The organism is Mesorhizobium sp. B2-4-1 (assembly GCF_006442185.1).
Classification (GTDB): Bacteria; Pseudomonadota; Alphaproteobacteria; order Rhizobiales; family Rhizobiaceae; genus Mesorhizobium.
This window is the reverse complement of the sequence record NZ_VFVN01000002.1, coordinates 80,587-96,220: the sequence shown is the minus strand read 5'-3', so window position 1 is coordinate 96,220 and position 15,634 is coordinate 80,587. Positions and strand designations below refer to the sequence as shown.

The window sequence follows — 15,634 nt, the reverse complement described above, 5'->3', positions numbered from 1 at the left end:
TTTATCCCCGGCCTTCGACCGGAAGGTCGAGTTCGGCAGCCAGGACTTCGAGCGAGTCGCCGATGATGGAGATGATCTCGCCGACCTGCTCGCTGGTGACGATCATCGGTGGTGCGACCATGAAATTGTCGCCGTCGACACCGCCCTTGACCTTGCGGCCGTAGATGATCAGCCCGCGCTCATAGGCGAGGTCGAGCAGGCGCTGCGTCGCCTTCCTGCTCTGGTCGATCGGCCGCAGCGTTTCGGGATCGGCAAGCATCTCGGCGCCGGTGAGCAGGCCCTTGCCGCGCACGTCGGCGATGAACGGGAAGCGCTCGGCTAGCTCTCGCAATCCGTCCATCAGCACATCGCCCATGGCGGCGGCATTGGCGATCAGGTCGAGGCGGTCCATTTCGCCGAGCACGGCCAGCCCTGCGGCGCAGGCGAGCGGATTGCCGGCATAGGTATGGCCGTGCTGGAAGCCGCCGGAGGCGAGCAGCGGCTGCACCAGCCGCATCGGCGCCGCCAGCGCGCCGAGCGGCGCGTAACCCGATCCCAGGCCTTTTGATAGCGCGACGATGTCCGGCTTGCAGTTCCAATGGTCGCCGCCGAGGAATTTTCCCGTGCGGCCGGCGCCGCTCATCACTTCGTCATGGATGAGCAGGATGCCGTAGCGGTCGCAGATTTCGCGGATGCGCCCATAATAACTGTCCGGCGCGACAAGCGCCGCTGTCGCCGCGCCGCCGATCGGTTCCATGATGAAGGCGACCACGCTCTCCGGCCCCTCGGCCAGGATCTTCTCCTCCAGCATGTCGGCATAGCGGAGACCGCGCTGTTCCATCGAGAGATTGTCGCGGTCGCGCCAGGCCGCCGGTGCCGGCACGGTCGGCATCACCCGCATCATTGGCGTGAAGGTCTCGGCCAGCGCGTAGTCGCCGGTGATCGACAGTGAACCCAGCGTGCCGCCGTGATAGGAGGGGAAGCGCGTGATCACCTTCCAGCGGCTGGCCTGGCCGGTGGCCACCGCCCACTGCCGCGCCAGCTTGATGCAGGATTCGGTCGCTTCCGAGCCGCCTGAGACGAAGAAGATGCGATCCATGCCTTCGGGCAGCTTGCCGGCCAGCTCACGCGCCAGCTCTTCTGCCGGTTCGTTCTCGAAATGCAGCCGGTAGGCGAAGGTGGCGCGGTCCATCTGCCGCTTCATGGCGTCGAGCACATTGCGGTTGGAATGACCGATATTGGCGACCATCGGGCCGCTTGATCCGTCGATGAAGCGGCGGCCGTCCTGCGTCCACATATAGATGCCCTCGGCACGGTCGATCAGCGGCCGGCGCAGGCTGGAGAGATAGAACAGATGCGATTGGCGCCGGGCTTCGGTGTCCGGGGCGGCGGTCTGGGCTTTCGACATGTCAGGACTTTCCGAGATAACGATCGAGGACATTTTGGGTAACGCGTTCGACCATCGGGTCCTGCCTCAGCAGGCCGGCGACCCATTCGCAGCTTCCGGCGTGGAAGACCTCGCCCTTGCCGCGCGGGAAATTGACGATCATGCCGTTGCCGCGTTTGACTTTTTCCAGATTGGCGTCGCTCCGATCGCCGAACAGCGTCTCGGCGCTGAAGCGACCATCCTCGTCGGTGAGAAACTGATCCTCGATCGGGATATCGGCGCTTTCCTCGACCTGGCTGGCCATGCCGACGGCGAGAACCTGCAAGCCGTCCGGTGCGCCGCTGGTCGCGGTCGGGTAGGGAAGGCCGCCGCGGATTTCGAAATCCAGCCCGTCGACCTCATAGCCATAGACATGGCTGTCGGCGCCAAGCAGGTCGCCATAGTAGATGCCGGTTCCGGCAAAGGCCCAGTGCTCGGGCCGATACACGGGAAAGCCGCGCACGCCGCGTGGCGCGCAGCCGCCCCATCCGGCATAGAGGCCGCGTGTGGCGTTGAGCCCGAAGGTCGCCGAACCCGGCCGGCCGATCTCGGGCGCCTCCCAGGAATTGGTGGCGCGGGTGACGTCGCCGCCGCGATAGGCGGGGTCCTCGGCTCGGGCGCGGTATTTGTAGCAGACCTGCCGCCGGCCTTCATCCTCCAGCCGCGTCTGCCACATGAAGTTGCCGGCGAAGCGCGCCGCATGGCCGCCACGTTCGACGTAGCTGTCGACCGCATCGCGCATTTCCCAGGTCCAGTACTCGTCATGGCCGACAAAGACGGCGCAGTCGTAGCCATCGAGAATGTCGGGCGAGAAATGCAGATCGTGCTGGCTGGCGAGATCGACGGCGTAGCCCGCCCGTTCGGCGAAGCGGAAGAAGTGGCTGTCATAGCTCGCCCAGCCCGACGATGCGTATTTCTTCGAATGGCCGGTGGCGAGCGCCCATTCCATGTGTGGATAGCGCGGCACTGTCTTCGGCGGCACCGCGACTTCCAACGGCACACGCGGCGCCTCCTTGGGCAGCACGACGAAGCCGCGGCACCAGGGGCGCTGCGTCGAGACGATCGGAGAATATTCGTTACGGTCCGGCCCGGTGATGCCCTGGTAGTGATTGGAGCCGCCCCAGGTGTTGTAGGCGAGCCAGGTGCCTGTCGCCGCCACCTGCAGCACACGGCCTGGCTTCTTGCCGGGCAGGGGCGCGACGATGAAAAGATGATGGGATTGGATCGGCTTGCCGTCGCGGCCTTCAGCAGTCAGCGTCACCCGGTAAGCGCCGGACGGCCAGTCGCTGCCGACGCTGAATTCGAACGAGGCTTCCCAGCCGCAGCCTTCGGCCGAGCACTGGTCTGGACTTTCCTGCCAACGCGCCGCAATGCCGGACTTCTCGAACACCTTTGTCTCGGTGCCGCCGTCGCGGACGATCGTCATGCTGAAGGACGGAGCCGTCGAACTGACATGCAGCGTCACTGTCTCGCCGGCGCGGTAGGAAAAGCGGTCGCTGTAGCACCAGATTTCGCCGCGCTCGCCATCCATGCCCGGCCACTCATAATAGTGGCCGCGCACTGCGTGCCGGCGCTGCTCCGGCGTCAGTCCGAAATCGGGGAATTCAGTGGTCAATCTGGTCATCGTCGTACTCAGGCGGAAAGGTATTTCTTGAGGAAGGTGCGGGTGCGTTCTTTTTGCGGGGCGCGGAAGATGTCGCCCGGCGGGCCTTCTTCCACCACCACGCCGCCATCCATGAACAGCACCCTGTCGGCCACTTCGCCGGCAAAGCGCATTTCGTGCGTTACGATGAGCATGGTCATGTGCTCGGCGGCAAGCTGCTTCATCACCGCGTTGACCTCGTCGACCAGCTCCGGATCGAGCGCCGAGGTGGCCTCGTCGAACAGCATCACCTTGGGCTGCATGGCCAGCGCGCGGGCAATCGCGACGCGCTGCTTCTGCCCGCCCGAAAGACGCGAGGGATAGGCGTCGATCTTGTCGGAGAGCCCGACCTTGGACAAAAGACCAAGCGCCAGCGCACGAGCTTCGGCTTTCGGCATGCTTTTCAGGATCACCGGCCCCATCGTGATGTTCTCGATCACGGTCAAATGCGGGAACAGGTTAAAGTGCTGGAACACCATGCCCATCTGCTGGCGCACCTTGTTGATGTGCCTTTCGAACGCCTGGCCATGCAGCTTCTGGTTGACCTGCAGGCCGTCCAGCCAGACCTCACCGCTGTTCAAACCCTCGAGATGGTTGATGGAACGCAGCAGCGTGCTCTTGCCGGAGCCGCTCGGGCCGATGATGGCGACGATCTGCCCACGTTCGACCGATAGGTCGATACCTCTGAGGACCTCGACGGCGCCAAACGATTTGCGTGCGCCGCGGACCTCGACCATCGGCCGCTGCGTGCTCATCGGGAAACCTCCACATGTCTTTCGAACCGATGCAGGGCCGCTTCGAGTGCGAGGTTGAGAATGTAGTAGAGCGCGGCGGCAGTGATGTAGAATTCGAAAGGGCGAAACGTTTCGCTGATCGCCAGTTGCGCCGAGTGAACCAGTTCGGCAATGCCGATGACCGAGACGATGGAGGATTCCTTCAACAGCGCGATCAAATTGCTGCCGATCGGCGGCGCCGTGTTGCGGATGGCCTGCGGTATCACGACATGGCGCAGCGTCTGCCACTTGCCGAAGCCGATGCTGCGCGCACCTTCCGTCTGGCCGACATCGACGGCCACGATGCCTGCGCGGATGACATCGGCATTGTAGACGGCAAAATGCAGTCCAAGGCCGACAATGCCGGCCGCAAGCGCAGGGATGTCGATGCCGACCTGCACCAGGCCAAAATAGATCAGGAAGAGCTGCAACAGCAGCGGCGTGCCCATGAACACCCACATGAAGGCGCGCACGGGGTAGGCCAGGATTGCCGGCGCGTAGAGTACGACAACCGCAAAGAAGATGCCGCCGGCGAAGCTAAGCGCTCCCGCCGAGACCGTCAGCACTGATGTCCACCAGGCGCCGGTCAGCAGAAGATCCCAGTAGGGCGCGATGACTGTGAAATCCAGGCCTTGCATCGTGTTCTGCCTCAGACGATCGCGAAGCGTTTGTCGAGCATGTCGACTATGCGGGCGACGGCATAGACCATGATCATGTAGAGCAGGGCCGCGACGCCGAAGATTTCGAACGGCTTGTAGGTGGAGCCGATGAAGCGCTGCGCGGTGTAGGTCAATTCCACGACCGAGATGGTGGACACCAGGGCCGAGCCTTTCAGCAGCGCAACCGTGTTGACGCCGAGCGGGCGGATCATCAGCCTGGCGGCTTGCGGCAGCACCACCTTGCGCAAGGTCTGGAACCGGCCGAATCCGATCGTGCGGGCCGCCTCCGTCTGGCCGCGGTCGACCGCCACCACCGCGCCCCGGATTGATTCCGCCATATACGCGCCGATATTGAGGCCGAGGCCGATCACGCCGGCCGCGAACGGATCCAGATTGATGCCGATCTGCGGGCCGCCGAAATAGAGCACGAAGAGCTGGATCAGGCACGGTGTGCCGCGAAACAGGCTCACATAGAGCGTGCCGACGGCCCGCAGGATCGCCGATCTCGACATTCTTGCGGTCGCGGCAAGTGCTGCCACGGCCAGCCCCAGAACCAGGGCCAGCGCTGTCAGTTCCAGCGTCACCAAGGCGGCTTCCACGAAGAACGGGAAGACGCGCTGCATCAAGGAGAAATCCATGGAATGGCCCGGCGCAGTGGCTTTCGGCTTCAGGCGGCCTGGACCGCCGAAGCCTGGCGAAGTTAGCGGATGTCGCTGCCGACCCAGTGCATCGATATCTTCTCGTAGGTACCATCGGCCATCATGCCGTCCAGCGCCTTCTGCATGGCGGCCTTGAGCTCGGGATTGTCCTTGCGGATGGCGATGCCGATGGCGACGCTGCCGCCTTCGATACCCGGCGTGTCGAGCTTGCGTACCTTCTCGCCGGTCTCCTTGACGGCGACCATGACCGGAATGTTGTCGACGACGATGGCGTCGACGCGGCCCGCCTTCAATTCCAGCAGCAATTCCGGCAGCCCCTTATAGGTGCGGATGTCCCAGCCGCCCTGTTGGCGCGCCCATTTCTCATGCGTTTCGCCGAGCGTCACGCCAAGGGTCTTGCCCTTGAGTTCGTCGAGGCTCTGCACCTTGGAATCCTGGTTGACGAAAACCGCACGGCCGGCGTGATAGTAGGGGCCGACGAAATCGACCACCTTCTCACGCTCCGGCGTGATCGTCATCGAGCCGACCACGGTGTCGTATTTGTTGGCGAGCAGGCCGGCGATGATGCCGTCCCAGGCGGTCGTGATGATGGTGCCCTTGACGCCGATACGCTCGGCGATGGCCTTGCCGATATCGGCGTCGAAGCCGACGACCTCGTTCTGGTCGTTGACGAAGTTGAAGGGGGGATACTGCCCGCTCATGGAAATCTTCAATTCGCCCGCCGCCTTGACCTTCTCGAGGTCATCGGCCCTGGCCGAGACGTTAGCGAAGGAAGACGCAAACAGCAGCGCCGCGACGGCAATGCCGGAAAATACCTTGTTCATTTGAAACCTGTCCTCTGGATGGAGCGCGAAGGCTTGTTCTTGGGAGGCGTTGGGGCGCACTCCTGACGGCAATGATTGCCTTTGCGGTAGCATTGCGCAAATAGATAATGGAAATAGGGAGCATAGATATCAGGAATGGCATTGCCGCGCCCCGAACGGCTGGTCTGGGATCTGGACTGGAACCTTTTGCGGACATTCGTCGTCATCGCGGAGGTGAAGAGCATCACGCGTGCCGCCGAGAGGCTGAACCTCAAGCAGCCAAGCGTCAGCAATGCGCTGCGGCGGCTGGAAGACCGGGTCGGCCGGCGGCTGGTCGAACGCGATGCGACGCGCTTCGAGCTCACCGAGGTTGGACGGCTTCTCTACGAGCAGAGCATCGAGGTGTTCGGCACCATATCGCAGCTGCCGCTCTTGATGCGCGGCATCAGCGACGATGTCACCGGCCACGTCATGATCGCGACCGCCAGCCATGTGGTCTCGCCGCTGTTCGATCGGGCGCTGTCGGAATTCCACCGCAACTATCCGCGCGCCAGCATCACCATTTCGGTCGCGGCAAGCACCGAAGTGGCCAAGCAGGTGAGGGAGCGCCGTGCTTCGTTTGGCGTCTGCCTGGTCAGCCAGCGCGATCCGGCGCTGCAATACGACATGGTCTATCGCGAGTTCTTCGGCTTCTTTTGCGGGCCGCGGCACAGGCTCTATGGGCAAACCGGACTGACACTCGCCGATCTCCGCGACGAGCCGTCAGTATCGTTCCAGACCGACCATATTTCGGATGCGCTGCGGCCGGTCGCACTGTTGCGTAGCGAAGCACGGCTGAACGCCGATGTCGTGGGCGTTTCGTCGAGCCTGGAGGAGGTGCGGCGCATGATCGTCGCCGGGCTCGGCATCGGCCCGCTGCCGCTGCATGTGGCGCGGCGCGATGTGGCCGACGGCGCGCTGTGGCGGCTGCCGCCCTATGATGCGCCGCCGGCCATCGATATCTTCCTGCTGGTCAATCCGGACAAGGCGATGAACCGCGCCGAGAAGGCGTTGCTGTCAGGGCTGCAGGCGCTGATTGCCGAGACGCCGCTCGAGGACCGTATCTACAAAGGCTGATACGCAATATCGACTGCGCGGCGGCAGACAAACCCGGTTGCCTCCGCCCTATTCGTCGCCACGCCCTTGGCCCTCGTCAACAAAGCGACTATCTCAGGACAAGGCGGCGTTCCGCTCGGGGGGTCGACATGCTCAGAGTGCAGAAGGTCAAGGTCGACGACATCTACGTGCCGACGGCGCGTAAGAAGACGCTGCATCCCGAGACGGTCCGTCATCTCGCCGAGGACATTCTGGAAAATGGCATGAAGATGCCGATCCAGGTCCGTCACGACGGCAAGCGTCATATCCTGGTAGAAGGCCTGCATCGGCTGGAAGCGGCCAAGTGGCTCGGCGAGACCGAGATCGATGCCTATCTGGTGCAAGCCAAGCGCCACTGACGCGTCCTCGATTTCGCCGTTGATCCCCATCCACGGGAAAGCCCCGGAATTTCTCCTTGATGATGTCGGTTTGCATTTCGCTGGTTCGTCCTTGGGACGGAAGCCGGGTCAGACCAATATTCTCGATCGGTTTTCGCCCAGGTTGGGGCCGATGCACCAGCCAGGTCAAGAACGCACCGACACACGGACAGACTGGAGGAGATCGATATGTCCAAAGCCCTGCTTTTCGCCATTCTTGCTTCGGCCGCGGCGCTTCTCGCCTGTCCGGGCATCGCCAACGCAAACGAGGTAAAATCTGCCATGACGACCGAAGCGAAGACACCGCCGAAGCCTGAAAAATCCGGCCTGCTGCCGATCAACGGCCTGAATTACTATTATGCCGTCCACGGCAAAGGCGAGCCGCTGCTTCTGCTGCATGGCGGTCTCGGCACAGCGGACATGTTCGCCCCCATTCTGCCGAAGCTTGCCGAACATCGCACTGTCATCACCGTCGACCTGCAAGGCCATGGCCGCACCGCGCTTGGCGACCGGCCGTTCACGCTGGAGGCGATGGGCGACGACATGGCTGATATCGTCAAACGGCTTGGTTACGGCGAGGTCGACGTCATGGGTTATTCTCTGGGCGGCGGTGTCGCCTTCCGGATGGCCGTCCAGCACCCCGAAGCGGTGCGCCGGCTTGTGCTGGTCTCGACCGGCTATGCCGCCGACGGTTTCTATGACGAGATGCGCCCGCAGCAGGCGCAAGTGAGCGCGGCAGCGGCCGATTTCATGAAGGACACGCCGATGTACAAATCCTACGTCGCCGTGGCGCCGCATCCCGAGGAGTTCCCGAAGCTGCTCGACACGCTCGGCAACTTCATGCGCCAGAACTACGACTACTCGGCCGATGTTCCCAAGCTGAAGATGCCGGTCATGCTGGCCTACGGCGACAGCGACATGTACAAGCCCGAGCACGAGATCAAGTTCTACCAGATGCTCGGCGGCGGTTTGAAGGACGCCGGCTGGATGCGTGAAAACCTGTCGCGGAACCGCTTGGCGATCCTGCCCAACCGCACCCACTACGACGTCTTCTTCGCTCCAGAGCTGACGGCCGCCGCGCTGCCGTTCCTCAACGGCGAGACCAAGGTGAAGAGCTGGGACGAGGTGGTCGGCGAAACCGAATAGCTTGCCGGCATTGGCTGCCGGCGGTCTCCCTTGAGGCGGCCGGCAGTTTTATCGCTGCAGTCGATGGGATCGTATCAATGCTTTTGAATTGACCCGATATCCGGCCTCGATAGTCTCGCATCAAATCTTCTCGGGAATGGATACGGCAATGGCTAGCTATCAGGGCGGATGCCTGTGCGGGGCGGTGCGTTATCGCGCCGACGTCGAGCCCGTCAACGAACGCATCTGCCATTGTCGGCTTTGTCAAAAGGCGATCGGCGCCGCCTTCAATGCGCGTGTGCTGTTTCGCATCGACGATGTGACGGTCGAAGGGCCGTTGGCGACCGCGAACAGCTCGCCGGATATTAAACGCGGGTTTTGCCCAAGCTGCGGTACGACGATGTTTTCGCGGCGCGATGCCGCCGGCATCATGGGCGTCACCACCGGGTCACTCGACGATCCGTCCGTCTTCAAGCCGCAGATGCACATCTGGACCGCCTCCAAGCAGCCCTGGGTGGTGCTCGATGACGGCTTGCCGCAGCACGAACGCGCGCCGCCTGCCTGAGGCCTCCGGCCTCCCTTCCCGCCTTATGAAAGAAGGTGGATCTGCGCTTGAGCGCCGAAACCGATGAGCCGTACCGGATGAAGCGGGCCAACAGAAGGGTGAAGTTACGCGACTATGACGAAACAGTCACGAAATAACCGAAACAGTCACGCGAAAGCCGGCAAAGCGTCATTGGCGAGCCATCATTGTCTTCCTATTTAACCGGTGCGGGCCGGCATTCGAGGAGACGACGGATGAACGACAGCATCAGTACCCTGGACGAGCTTTTGAGCGATCCGATGGTCCTGCTTGTGATGGAGCGCGATCGTGTGCGCCCGGAACAGGTGCGCATGCTGCTCGAACGGGCGCGTCGGCCTTCCGTCGAGGAGCCGGTTGTCCCGCCGGCGCACGTGATCGCCAGGGCGTGCCAGAAACTCTGGCTGTGCCCCTGATCGCATCGTGATTTCCTCCAGTTTTTGCAGACCGGCCCGCCGGCCCGGTCTGGACACTGCCTGGCGCTGCCAGCGCGCCGAGGCGGCGCGGTGTTGATATTCGACACGCCTTCCGCACTCGGTGACCCATTCCCGGGCGCCAGTTCACAAATCCGTAAATTGATTTTCCGGCCCATGGCGGTATGGCTTGCCCGGGCCGATCGCCAGCGGTCGTCTTCAGCGCACTCGATCTCTCATATATGGAATTCGACATGGCCGGCAGCTGCATGCAAGGGATGGACATGGGCTTTGTCGGCCTGGGCTACGCCAAGGTCGCATTTCTCGGCTTGGTGCAAGGCATCACCGAACTGCTGCCGATTTCCTCGACCGCCCACATGCGCGTCGTCCCGGCGGTGCTGGGCTGGCAGGATCCCGGCTCCGCTTTCTCCGCCGCCATGCAGCTTGCGGCCCTCGCCGCGGTGATCAGCTACTTCTGGAACGATGTCAGGGACATCCTGTCCGGTTCGGTCAGTGCCTTGAAACGGCGCGATTTGGCCGACCGACATTTCCGGCTGGCGCTCTGGATCGTGCTGGCGACGATCCCGATCGTCATCGCCGGCGTGGCTCTGTCTGGTATGCTCAACGCCTGCAATTCGCCGTTGCGCGGCCTCGGGGTCATCGGCTGGGCCTGCATCGTGATGGCACTCCTGCTGGCGCTGGCCGAACTCCGTGCCCGCCATGCGCGAACCATGGGCCAGGCGTCCATGGCCGATGCGCTGCTCGTCGGCATCGCCCAAATCGGCGCATTGATCCCGGGCGTCTCGCGGTCCGGTTCGACCTTGACGGCAGCACTGGGGCTCGGCTTCAAGCGGGAAGAAGCGGCGCGCTTTTCATTCCTGCTTGGGCTGCCGGCCATCGCACTCGCCGGTCTCAAGGAGCTTTGGGAACTGCACAAGGCCCATCTCGATGCCCATGGCTGGTCGATCCTCGCGGTCGGCCTGGTGGTTGCCTCGCTATCCGCCTTCTTCGCCATATGGGGCCTGATGCGCGTGCTGGAACGCTTCTCAGCCTGGCCTTTCGTCATTTATCGCGGCGTGCTCGGCATCGCCCTGCTGCTGGCCCTGGCGATGGGATGGCTTGCCTGAAGCAATCCCGGAAAAGCGCGCAGCGGTTTTCCGCCGGCTTCAGACAAGGGACTAAAAGGCAACCCCAGGAACGTGCGAGCCGGTGTTGCTTCGGCGCAACCCCGGTCGGGCATGCGTCGATCGCCAAAGATGTGATCGGCCGCCTTCATTGACTCCAGGCAAAATCCATCTTTAACGTTCTGTTAACAAAAATAGATGGGTGGGGCCGTATGGCATCCTCGGTGGGTTGGCGCCGCAAGGCGAGGAGTTTGGGGTTTGCGTTGGCGCTGACGGCTTTTTGTTCGGCCGCGGGTTTGGCGAATGCGGGACCGCTTTCCATGACCATCGGCGGGCAAACCTCCCAGCCGATCGGGCACTATGATTTTTGCAAGGTCCATTCTGCCGAATGCTCCATCCGCTCGCCCGCCAACGCTCCGGAGAGCATGACCGGCCAGCTGTTGCGGGAAATTTCCGCCGTAAATCTCTCGGTCAACACCCGCGTCAAGCCGATGAGCGACATGGACAACTACGGCAAGGATGAGTGGTGGGCCTACCCCGATAACGGGTTTGGCGACTGCGAAGACTACGCGCTTGAAAAGCAGCGCGAACTCCAGGCCGCCGGCATTGCCATTGCCAATCTGCTGATGACGGTGGTGCGCAAGCCCGACGGCGAAGGCCACGCAGTGCTTACGGTGCGCACCGACAAGGGCGATTTCGTCCTCGACAATCTCAGCGACAAGGTTCGCCTCTGGAACCAGACAGGCTATCGCTACCTGAAGAGACAGGCGAGCGACAACAGCGGTCGCTGGGTTTCCATCCTTGGCGGCGACGAGCGGCTCGTCAGCTCTGTTCAATGATGTCGCCGATGTCTTGCGTCGGCAGCCGCACTTCGACCTTGGCCGTTTGATCCATTCCCGCTTGGGACCGTTCTTGCGTCGTGCCGGCGAATGCTGGCGGCGGCTCGTTGGAACTGGAAATCCGGTGCGCGCATGGATCTTTTGACTGTCCTCCAATCCGCGCCATTACTGCTCGCGCTGATCAAGACCGCGCTGCCGTCGGCGGCGGCGATCGGCATGGGGTTGGGCCAATGGCTCGCCTCGTTGCCGCCATGCCGCGATTTCGTCTTCGAGGCCACCAGCTACTTGGTCTGTGAGGTCGATCCCAGGCAATACCGGATCGAATTGTTCTGGAAGGATCCGGCCGGCAAGCCCTATCAATCGCTGCACAATCTCGACGACGCCCAGCGGCGGGCCGGGCGCACGATGCTGTTCGCCATCAATGCCGGAATGTACCATCCAAATCTCGCGCCGGTCGGCCTGTATGTCGAGCGCGGGCAGGAACTGGCCTCAGCGAAGGTCGGGTCGGAAAGAGGCAATTTTTCGCTCCAGCCCAATGGTATTTTCTACATCAGCGACGGCAAGGCCGCGGTCCGCGCGACAAGGGATTTCCTAAAGAAGCGTCCGCCCACCGATTATGCCACGCAGTCCGGGCCGATGCTGGTGATCGACGGCAAGTTGCACCAGAAATTCCGGGCCGACAGCACCTCGCGCAAGACGCGCGACGGTGTCGGGGTGCGAAAGGACGGCGTCGTCGTCTTCGCCATTTCGAATGGCACGGTGACATTCCATGCATTCGCGCGCCTGTTTCGCGACGGGCTCGGCTGCGACAATGCGCTGTTCCTCGACGGGTCGATATCGAGCCTGCTCGCGCCGGCCATCGGCCGCAATGACGACTACTGGAACCTGGGGCCGATGATCGGCGTCTTCAGGCGATAGGATGGGGCAGGCGTAGATTGCGCTTGTCGTCGCGCGGCCCAAACCCGCAACCGTGCCCAACATGCTTAAAAACTTGATTCAATCTTTATTGGTAATTTCTCGTTCATAACTAGACCTGGTTTGTCCGTCGGCCGTTGCCCTCGGTCTGTTGTGTTGAGTACAGGTCCAGATGCGGTTACCAGGCGCCGTCAGTTTCGTGATCGCAACGCTGTGCCTTGCCGGCTGCTCGTCGACATCCGGCATGGACGCGCTGGACATCCAGAAGCCGTCGAACGAGATCACCAACTCGGTGGTGCGACCAAGCGCGCCGATCGCATCCGCCCCAGTGACCAAGGCCGAACGGAGAATGGCAGCCGAACGGAGGGTGGCGGAAGCCACGCCGGTGGACGAGAATGTCCGGCCCTATGGCCTGGCGGAGGAAGAGACGGTGGCGTTTCCGGCGCCCGACCTGCCGGACAGCGTCGAGCCGCCGGTCGTCGAGCCGGCGGCGCTTGTATCGCCGCCGAAGCTCTTGTCACGGGCGGCACCGCCGATGCTGGCCGGGCCTGTCACGCGCTACGGCTTTCGCGATGCCAAGCCGATCAATTTCGGCCGCTCCTCGCCCCGCCACCTTGCCGTGCATGGCGTCGACGTGTCGCGCTGGCAAGGCAACGTCAACTGGGAGAAGCTGCGCGCCCAAGGCGCCAACTTCGCCTACATCAAGGCGACCGACGGCGGCGACCATCTCGATCCGATGTTCACCAGGAATTGGCGCAACGCCGACGCCGCAGGGCTGAAGCGCGGCGCCTATCACTTCTTCTACTGGTGCCGCACCGCCGGCGAGCAGGCCGACTGGTTCATCCGCAACGTGCCCAGGGTCGAGGGCGCCTTGCCGCCGGTGATTGACGTCGAATGGAACGGCGAATCCAGCTGTAAGCGGCGCCCGTCGCGCGAAAAGGTGCTGGAGAAGATGCGGGTGTTCATGGACAAGCTTGAGCGCCATTACGGCCAGCGACCCATCATCTACACGGCGCCCGATTTCTACCGCGACAATCTTCGGGGCGAATTCCTCGATTATTCATTCTGGCTGCGCGCCGTGGCGCAGCACCCCTCAAAGGTCTATCCCGGCCGCAAATGGCTGTTCTGGCAATATTCCGGCTCCGGCCTATCGCATGGCGTCACCGGCCGCATCGACCTCAACGTTTTTCACGGCGACGAACGGCAATGGCGCGCCTGGGCCGGCGGCCGGCAGATGGTGGCCGACGCGGATTAAACCGTCGGCTCCGTTTCAGTCGCTTTTGCGCCGCCTGATCGGCTGTCAGAGGCTATTTCAGGATTTCGCTAACCACCCGCTCACCCTTTCCCTTAGCGAAGAGGCTCGCCCCGCGCCTTCGTCCTCCTCGGGCTTGACCCGAGGATCCATTCCGTGCCCTCGACGAAGAGTGCAGTCGCTCACTTCGATGGTTATATGATCAATCATTCCGCACCACAGCGGGACTCCGGCACTTGCAGCGGCGCCCCGCTGCGAACCCATTTGCCGGGCTCTATGCCTCTACATATTCCGCCAGGCTCACACTTTCGGGCACATCCAGCCCATCGGCTCGCAAGCCCTCGATATGAAAGCGGATTGCGTCGCGAATCTCGGGTTCCACCTCAGGTACAGTGGCACCGGTCGCGATGCAGCCGGGCAAATCCGGAACGTAAGCAGAGAAATTGTTGCCTGCTTTTTCAATCACCACGGCGTAGCGCATGCCCTCACTCCGTGAAACCGAACCGTTTGAGGACGGCAACTTCATCTACGTTCCGGCTCACACGCCAGCCGATCTGGTCAGCCTGCGGTTTTTGATTTCGGCTTCTTAGATACTTTGTCGGTCGGCTTATTGGTTTTATGCCACTTAATTCTTGGTTTGAAGCTTGGATACAAATGATTAAGATCGTCCAATATTAAGTTTATTAGCTTGCTTACGTCTGGCAGGACCGACGGCTTCACGTGGCCAAAAATAGGAATTCTATGCAATCTGTGCATCGGATTTAGGCAGATCGTAAATGAGGTATCTCGAACTGCGCCCCAGTGCCCGTGAGAAAACCCTGACAACCAGTCGTAGTATTTGTCGTAAAGATCCTTTCTATCGCATTCAATTGCCATCTCCCTAAGCGATTTTTTGTCCCACGCTCCAATTAAAATATCCTGGGTTTCAAACCAAGCGTCTTCGTTAGCTAGCATTTCCAATGCTTCAAGATCAACGTACGAGGGCGCATCGTCTAGATCAATTGTCTTGAGAAAAGCTAACGCTGTTTGCCCACTTCCATAGTTTCTATATTGTTTCCATAGGCTTGCGTCGTCCTTCGCCGTCAAATATCGAAGTGTGATACAGGCCTCAACAATCGAGCGAAGCAAAATGCGCCCGCTTGATAAAAAATTAGATGGAAGCGCCGCAAGCTCGATAGCCAAGTGCAAATTGTAGAGACATAATCCAAAAGCACCATCTAATCGTGGATCTATACCGGTATTTTTGGAACATTGATAAAAATGACTCATTACGTCATTAGCAATTGAACTAAGTTCTTTCGTGAGGCTGATAATATCTTCTGTAGTTGATTTCTTTGGAGAGGCTACGAAGCATTTAGTGCTTGTATATAGCTCGGACCAGAATGCTTCCACAGGAAAGAGTGGGGCTTCAGAAGGTCTTTCTGCCTCCATCTCCATCATTCTGATCGACATCTCCGTGGCTCGGATCATCGGTCGGACTTTTGTCATCTCGCCTTTGTCAGGATAAAGGCGTATCTCCTCAATAAGCTCTTCGTTTGGAAGCACCAATCGGCCGCATATGGCCAAATAAGCGACCTTAAGCCATCTCACGTCGGTGGATTGTTGAGATTGATGGTCTATACAGGCCATAATTCCGTGGGCAAGCGCTTCCCACGCTTTCTCGGTATCTGGTTCTATCGCATGAAACTTCTGCCAATGATCGCGGTCTGGCATCGATCCTATCGATGCGATGGCGTTAGAAATCTGCGACCCGCCCTTGATATTCCGCAGAGGGTCAAAAGCATATTCAAAATCGGCATAATCAGTCGACGACAGACCGGTATGAGTCAGAGAGACATATTTCGTATCTTTCCATCGGCTGCGGGCACGCACTCCGATTCTACGGAATAGATCGAGATAGACATCGCGGTCCATTACCCCGGTCGCAACGCACG

The 15,634-nt window shown here is 61.3% G+C and carries 17 protein-coding genes; 9 read left to right on the top strand and 8 right to left on the bottom strand.

From position 1 onward, the window contains the following. Position 1: 1 nt before the first annotated feature. The 6 genes from FJ949_RS05045 to FJ949_RS05020 all read right to left on the bottom strand — a co-directional run bounded on the left by FJ949_RS05045 (position 2) and on the right by FJ949_RS05020 (position 5,962). Positions 2 to 1,387, bottom strand: a complete 1,386-nt coding sequence (locus tag FJ949_RS05045; RefSeq protein WP_140493775.1) for an aspartate aminotransferase family protein — start codon at positions 1,385 to 1,387, stop codon at positions 2 to 4. Position 1,388: 1 nt separating this feature from the next. Next, positions 1,389 to 3,029: a N,N-dimethylformamidase beta subunit family domain-containing protein gene (locus FJ949_RS05040; protein WP_140493773.1), complete on the bottom strand. Its 1,641-nt coding sequence runs from the start codon at positions 3,027 to 3,029 to the stop codon at positions 1,389 to 1,391. 8 nt (positions 3,030 to 3,037) lie between these two features. After that, positions 3,038 to 3,802, bottom strand: coding sequence for an amino acid ABC transporter ATP-binding protein (locus FJ949_RS05035; RefSeq protein ID WP_140493771.1), 765 nt, complete (start codon positions 3,800 to 3,802; stop codon positions 3,038 to 3,040). Further along, a complete protein-coding gene (locus FJ949_RS05030) occupies positions 3,799 to 4,458 on the bottom strand; it encodes an amino acid ABC transporter permease (protein WP_140493769.1) in 660 nt (219 codons plus the stop codon). The genes FJ949_RS05035 and FJ949_RS05030 overlap by 4 nt, the downstream gene beginning before the upstream one ends. 11 nt (positions 4,459 to 4,469) lie before the next feature. Further along, entirely contained in the window at positions 4,470 to 5,117 is a 648-nt protein-coding gene (locus FJ949_RS05025) for an amino acid ABC transporter permease (RefSeq protein ID WP_140493767.1), read from the bottom strand. A gap of 62 nt (positions 5,118 to 5,179) precedes the next feature. Continuing rightward, positions 5,180 to 5,962, bottom strand: coding sequence for an ABC transporter substrate-binding protein (locus FJ949_RS05020; protein ID WP_140493765.1), 783 nt, complete (start codon positions 5,960 to 5,962; stop codon positions 5,180 to 5,182). A gap of 135 nt (positions 5,963 to 6,097) precedes the next feature. Between FJ949_RS05020 and FJ949_RS05015 the strand changes: the two genes are divergently transcribed. The 9 genes from FJ949_RS05015 (at position 6,098) to FJ949_RS04975 (ending at position 13,703) form a co-directional block, all read left to right on the top strand. Continuing rightward, the gene (locus FJ949_RS05015) at positions 6,098 to 7,057 is read left to right on the top strand and encodes a LysR family transcriptional regulator (protein ID WP_140493763.1); all 960 of its coding nucleotides are present in this window, start codon (positions 6,098 to 6,100) and stop codon (positions 7,055 to 7,057) included. A gap of 128 nt (positions 7,058 to 7,185) precedes the next feature. Then, a complete protein-coding gene (locus tag FJ949_RS05010) occupies positions 7,186 to 7,434 on the top strand; it encodes a ParB N-terminal domain-containing protein (protein WP_006206067.1) in 249 nt (82 codons plus the stop codon). Positions 7,435 to 7,641: 207 nt separating this feature from the next. Next, positions 7,642 to 8,598, top strand: coding sequence for an alpha/beta hydrolase (locus FJ949_RS05005; protein WP_140493761.1), 957 nt, complete (start codon positions 7,642 to 7,644; stop codon positions 8,596 to 8,598). A 148-nt stretch (positions 8,599 to 8,746) separates the two neighbouring features. Continuing rightward, on the top strand, positions 8,747 to 9,142 hold the full coding sequence (locus tag FJ949_RS05000) for a GFA family protein (RefSeq protein ID WP_140493759.1): 396 nt from the start codon (positions 8,747 to 8,749) through the stop codon (positions 9,140 to 9,142). A 233-nt stretch (positions 9,143 to 9,375) separates the two neighbouring features. Further along, entirely contained in the window at positions 9,376 to 9,573 is a 198-nt protein-coding gene (locus tag FJ949_RS04995; RefSeq protein ID WP_140493757.1) for a hypothetical protein, read from the top strand. Between the two features lie 251 nt (positions 9,574 to 9,824). Then, positions 9,825 to 10,697: an undecaprenyl-diphosphate phosphatase gene (locus FJ949_RS04990; protein ID WP_140493755.1), complete on the top strand. Its 873-nt coding sequence runs from the start codon at positions 9,825 to 9,827 to the stop codon at positions 10,695 to 10,697. A gap of 209 nt (positions 10,698 to 10,906) precedes the next feature. Then, positions 10,907 to 11,533 (top strand): transglutaminase-like cysteine peptidase, encoded by a 627-nt coding sequence (locus FJ949_RS04985; RefSeq protein WP_140493753.1) that lies wholly within the window; start codon positions 10,907 to 10,909, stop codon positions 11,531 to 11,533. A gap of 132 nt (positions 11,534 to 11,665) precedes the next feature. Next, a complete protein-coding gene (locus tag FJ949_RS04980) occupies positions 11,666 to 12,451 on the top strand; it encodes a phosphodiester glycosidase family protein (protein WP_140493751.1) in 786 nt (261 codons plus the stop codon). 169 nt (positions 12,452 to 12,620) lie between these two features. Further along, a complete protein-coding gene (locus tag FJ949_RS04975; protein ID WP_140493749.1) occupies positions 12,621 to 13,703 on the top strand; it encodes a GH25 family lysozyme in 1,083 nt (360 codons plus the stop codon). 271 nt (positions 13,704 to 13,974) lie between these two features. On the opposite strand, the gene FJ949_RS04970 is transcribed toward FJ949_RS04975, so the two are convergent. Together FJ949_RS04970 and FJ949_RS04965 are read right to left on the bottom strand one after the other, a co-directional pair. Beyond that, the gene (locus FJ949_RS04970; RefSeq protein ID WP_140493747.1) at positions 13,975 to 14,181 is read right to left on the bottom strand and encodes a type II toxin-antitoxin system HicB family antitoxin; all 207 of its coding nucleotides are present in this window, start codon (positions 14,179 to 14,181) and stop codon (positions 13,975 to 13,977) included. Positions 14,182 to 14,258: 77 nt separating this feature from the next. Beyond that, positions 14,259 to 15,614 carry a DUF5677 domain-containing protein gene (locus FJ949_RS04965; RefSeq protein ID WP_140493745.1) on the bottom strand — a complete coding sequence of 452 codons (1,356 nt, stop codon included), beginning with the start codon at positions 15,612 to 15,614 and terminating at the stop codon, positions 14,259 to 14,261. Positions 15,615 to 15,634 lie beyond the last annotated feature (20 nt).

What these genes read in the sequence shown, in the direction of transcription:
- FJ949_RS05045 (WP_140493775.1), bottom strand. Translation starts at nt 1,387, where the DNA reads ATGTCGAAAGCCCAGACCGCCGCCCCGGACACCGAAGCCCGGCGCCAA.
- FJ949_RS05040 (WP_140493773.1), bottom strand. Translation starts at nt 3,029, where the DNA reads ATGACCAGATTGACCACTGAATTCCCCGATTTCGGACTGACGCCGGAG.
- FJ949_RS05035 (WP_140493771.1), bottom strand. Translation starts at nt 3,802, where the DNA reads ATGAGCACGCAGCGGCCGATGGTCGAGGTCCGCGGCGCACGCAAATCG.
- FJ949_RS05030 (WP_140493769.1), bottom strand. Translation starts at nt 4,458, where the DNA reads ATGCAAGGCCTGGATTTCACAGTCATCGCGCCCTACTGGGATCTTCTG.
- FJ949_RS05025 (WP_140493767.1), bottom strand. Translation starts at nt 5,117, where the DNA reads ATGGATTTCTCCTTGATGCAGCGCGTCTTCCCGTTCTTCGTGGAAGCC.
- FJ949_RS05020 (WP_140493765.1), bottom strand. Translation starts at nt 5,962, where the DNA reads ATGAACAAGGTATTTTCCGGCATTGCCGTCGCGGCGCTGCTGTTTGCG.
- FJ949_RS05015 (WP_140493763.1), top strand. Translation starts at nt 6,098, where the DNA reads ATGGCATTGCCGCGCCCCGAACGGCTGGTCTGGGATCTGGACTGGAAC.
- FJ949_RS05010 (WP_006206067.1), top strand. Translation starts at nt 7,186, where the DNA reads ATGCTCAGAGTGCAGAAGGTCAAGGTCGACGACATCTACGTGCCGACG.
- FJ949_RS05005 (WP_140493761.1), top strand. Translation starts at nt 7,642, where the DNA reads ATGTCCAAAGCCCTGCTTTTCGCCATTCTTGCTTCGGCCGCGGCGCTT.
- FJ949_RS05000 (WP_140493759.1), top strand. Translation starts at nt 8,747, where the DNA reads ATGGCTAGCTATCAGGGCGGATGCCTGTGCGGGGCGGTGCGTTATCGC.
- FJ949_RS04995 (WP_140493757.1), top strand. Translation starts at nt 9,376, where the DNA reads ATGAACGACAGCATCAGTACCCTGGACGAGCTTTTGAGCGATCCGATG.
- FJ949_RS04990 (WP_140493755.1), top strand. Translation starts at nt 9,825, where the DNA reads ATGGCCGGCAGCTGCATGCAAGGGATGGACATGGGCTTTGTCGGCCTG.
- FJ949_RS04985 (WP_140493753.1), top strand. Translation starts at nt 10,907, where the DNA reads ATGGCATCCTCGGTGGGTTGGCGCCGCAAGGCGAGGAGTTTGGGGTTT.
- FJ949_RS04980 (WP_140493751.1), top strand. Translation starts at nt 11,666, where the DNA reads ATGGATCTTTTGACTGTCCTCCAATCCGCGCCATTACTGCTCGCGCTG.
- FJ949_RS04975 (WP_140493749.1), top strand. Translation starts at nt 12,621, where the DNA reads ATGCGGTTACCAGGCGCCGTCAGTTTCGTGATCGCAACGCTGTGCCTT.
- FJ949_RS04970 (WP_140493747.1), bottom strand. Translation starts at nt 14,181, where the DNA reads ATGCGCTACGCCGTGGTGATTGAAAAAGCAGGCAACAATTTCTCTGCT.
- FJ949_RS04965 (WP_140493745.1), bottom strand. Translation starts at nt 15,614, where the DNA reads ATGGACCGCGATGTCTATCTCGATCTATTCCGTAGAATCGGAGTGCGT.